Genomic DNA, 3247 nt, shown 5'->3' on the forward strand with positions numbered 1-3247 from the left:
AATCTTTTTAGTCGAATTACTGGTGAAAAACCATTAATAGATACTCCTTCTTATAATTTATTACAAAGAGATAAAGAGAGTTATGAACTTACTGTAAGTGTTCCTGGTTATTGTCAAAGTGAATTAGATGTTACTATGTTGAATAATCAGTTAACTATTAGCGGTAAGCCTAATCTTGGAAAAGATGGATCTAATGAAGAAAAGAATGAGAATGTTAGGTGGTTACATCAAGGTATTAAGAAAAGTGAGTTTTCTTTGAGTTTTAGTCTTGAGCATAGGATAAATATTAGTCATTCTAGTTTATGTAATGGTTTGTTAGTTCTTAGATTTTCTTATGATATACCTGAAAGAGAGAAACCTCAGAAAATTTCTATTGGTGTTCAAAATGAAACTGGTCGTGTTATTGAACATCATGGTTCTTAATTAAATTAGTTTGTAGTAATTTATTTTTTAAAACAAAAACGCTTCGAAAATTTCGAAGCGTTTTTGTTTTAAAAAGAAACTTAAAAAGTTATTAAGTATTTATTAATAATATTATTAGTAGAAAACAATTATTTTCTTTATGAAAGATGTAATTATATATACGAATATATTGCAGATAAGATTATCACTTGAATGCAGATAAAAAAATTCTCAATTTGCGGATAATTGTGGATAAAAAATTTTAATAAGTATTTTTTCAGAAAAATTAGTTTAATAATCTATTTTAAATTAATATTTGTTAGATTTTTTTAAGAAAGATAAAAAATGAGCAAATGGATATTATCATCAATTAAGATGGATATATTGAAATATGAAAATTAATTTATATATTTATTGTCAGGTCCAGGTTCTAGTTTTAGTCCTAATCTTAATCTATTTAAGTGTTGCCATACTAATCTATCAAAACTTTCTGGATCCATATTTAAAAGGATGTAGTTAGGATAGTTATGTATAATCCATGATGCCATAGTATAGCGACGTTGATCTATAGGAAGTTTAGAAAGACGTCTACGACGTTTTTCTGATGTAGCTTTTTCTCTTCTATGTTTTATAGTAGCTAAACGCATTTTTTCATACCAACGCTTTCTAGCTGTTCTTAATGAAAGATAATTACCTGGTTCGAGTATACCTTCAGATTCTGCTTCTAATCTTTTATTACGTTGGTATAATAATTTATCTATGTTTGCCCCACATAATTTCCAAAATCTTTCTGTTAAAATGATGTGTCTTGGAATCCAATATTCTTGTACTGGATCCCATTCTAAATTTGGTAAATCACATAATCCATATTTCATCATTTCAGGAAATAAACGTGATAGCCTTGATGGAGATACTCTAGTTTCTGGAATTATGTCCTGATTTTCGTTTTTAGGGCTTAATTCGTTAGCTAGTTTAGTTATATTAGTTGTTACTATCCAACTGCCTATATCTGCTCTTTGAATTAAAAGTGGGAAAATTGCGTCAACAAGAAATTTTCTTTCTGGTCGAAAATCTCTAGTTCTTCCTGCAACTTTTCTTAATTTGATAAAGTATGGATCTCTAGAAACTCGACGTCTTAAACAAAGTTTACCACTTTGTTTATCTTTCATTACCAATTTTCTCATTGCATGTCCAAATTCTCCTGGTAAGGATTTATAATGCTCTGGTGCAAACCATTCTGGTTTAGGACATTTACATTTTACAGAATGATTACCACGATGTCTTTTATCTTTTTTTTGTGGGTTTTGATTAATATTATTTATTATTTTATTATTCACTTTATGCTATACTTGTATAATTATTTAGATGGATTTGAATGGGGTTATTTTGTAAAGTTCATTTAGATAAGTTTATATTAACCTCTTGATTCTATTTTTTATCTTTTTTGATATTTTAATCATGAATCAAGGGGTTTTTTATTTCATCTGTTGTAAGAATATATTGCTATTTTTTAAAATTTTTCTTCCTTCAATGAATAAAAAGTAATTTTATTTTTGTATTTTTCATATTCTTAATATTTTATATTAGTTTATTCATTATACACTTAATAATATAATTATAAAAAATAAAATATTTTTATAATAACTTATTAAGTATTAAGTTTAATTAACAAATTTTCAATTAAAAATTAATAGTTTTTAGTTTTGTTTTTTTATATCTGATTATTTTGTTAAAATTTTATATCAAATTAATTTACTAAAGCAATAATTTAATTTTTCCCATTATTTAGATTTTTTCTTACTTTTTTATGTAAGTGCTTGCAAAAAGGGGCCTTTTTGCAAGTTTGATGTTTTAATATAGTAAAATAGTTTTTGTAGACTTGATAATTTTGTTATTATCTTTTTTTTTGGATGAATTAAAATTTTTATAAACTTATTAAGTTATGGTAATTTAATATGCGAATTGGTTATGCTAGAGTTTCAACGAATGAACAAGATCCTAGTATGCAGATCTCTCGTCTTAAAGATTCTGGTTGTAGTTTAGTATTTGATGAAAAAGTATCTGCTGATTGTTGGAATAGGCCAAGGTTACTTCAATTGATTAATCGCCTCGGTCCAGGTGATGTTTTAGTAGTATGGAAGTTAGATCGTTTGTCTCGTTCTTTGAAGGATTTATTAATATTGATGGAAAAAATACAATTAGTGGGAGCTGAGGTTGAAAGTCTTACTGAAACTATCAATATAGCAACTGCTGCTGGTAGGATGATGATGCAGATGATTGGTTCTTTTGCTGAGTTTGAGAGAGCTATATTGTATGAACGTACTATTATTGGTTTAGAAGCTGCTCGTAAGGAAGGAAGGATAGGTGGACGTCGTCCTAAACTTAATTTACAGCAGAAAAAGGAAATTTTAGAAGTGGTGGGTTCTGGTAAAAAAACTGCAGCTAATATTGCTAAATTATTTAATGTTCATCCTTCAACTATATCTAGATTATGTAGTAAAAGTAAAGACAGATTAGTTAATAGTTAATTTTTAATTTGTTGTTTTTTGAATTTTGTTTTTTTACTTGAAAAGTATTTTAAGTATCCCAATAGTGATTTATAATATATTATGTATGATTATTTAAGTGTTTAAGGAGGATAATATGTCATATCGTTCTTTTTCTCTTATGCCATCATTTAATAATAATTTATTTTCTGATCGTTTTACTCAAATGGATAATCTTTTTAGTCGAATTACTGGTGAAAAACCATTAATAGATACTCCTTCTTATAATTTATTACAAAGAGATAAAGAGAGTTATGAACTTACTGTAAGTGTTCCTGGTTATTGTCAAAGTGAATTAG

3 protein-coding genes and 1 pseudogene are annotated in these 3247 nt (G+C 26.7%); 3 read left to right on the forward strand and 1 reads right to left on the reverse strand.

What is annotated here, in order from left to right:
* The first annotated feature begins 36 nt into the window (after nucleotides 1–36).
* A complete protein-coding gene (locus CRV10_RS03705) occupies nucleotides 37–423 on the forward strand; it encodes an Hsp20 family protein (RefSeq protein WP_338419090.1) in 387 nt (128 codons plus the stop codon).
* Between the two features lie 377 nt (nucleotides 424–800).
* Here CRV10_RS03705 and repA read toward each other — a convergent pair whose 3' ends face one another.
* Nucleotides 801–1739, reverse strand: coding sequence for a plasmid replication initiator RepA (gene repA / locus CRV10_RS00080; protein WP_136129800.1), 939 nt, complete (start codon nucleotides 1737–1739; stop codon nucleotides 801–803).
* A gap of 618 nt (nucleotides 1740–2357) precedes the next feature.
* On the opposite strand from repA, the gene CRV10_RS00085 reads away from it, so the two are divergent.
* Both CRV10_RS00085 and CRV10_RS00090 read left to right on the forward strand, forming a co-directional pair.
* On the forward strand, nucleotides 2358–2930 hold the full coding sequence (locus tag CRV10_RS00085) for a recombinase family protein (protein ID WP_136129801.1): 573 nt from the start codon (nucleotides 2358–2360) through the stop codon (nucleotides 2928–2930).
* A 115-nt stretch (nucleotides 2931–3045) separates the two neighbouring features.
* Nucleotides 3046–3246, forward strand: a pseudogene (locus tag CRV10_RS00090) (Hsp20 family protein); the annotation flags it as partial.
* Nucleotide 3247 lies beyond the last annotated feature (1 nt).

This window comes from Candidatus Pantoea edessiphila, assembly GCF_002933355.1.
Taxonomy (GTDB): domain Bacteria; phylum Pseudomonadota; class Gammaproteobacteria; order Enterobacterales; family Enterobacteriaceae; genus Pantoea_C; species Pantoea_C edessiphila.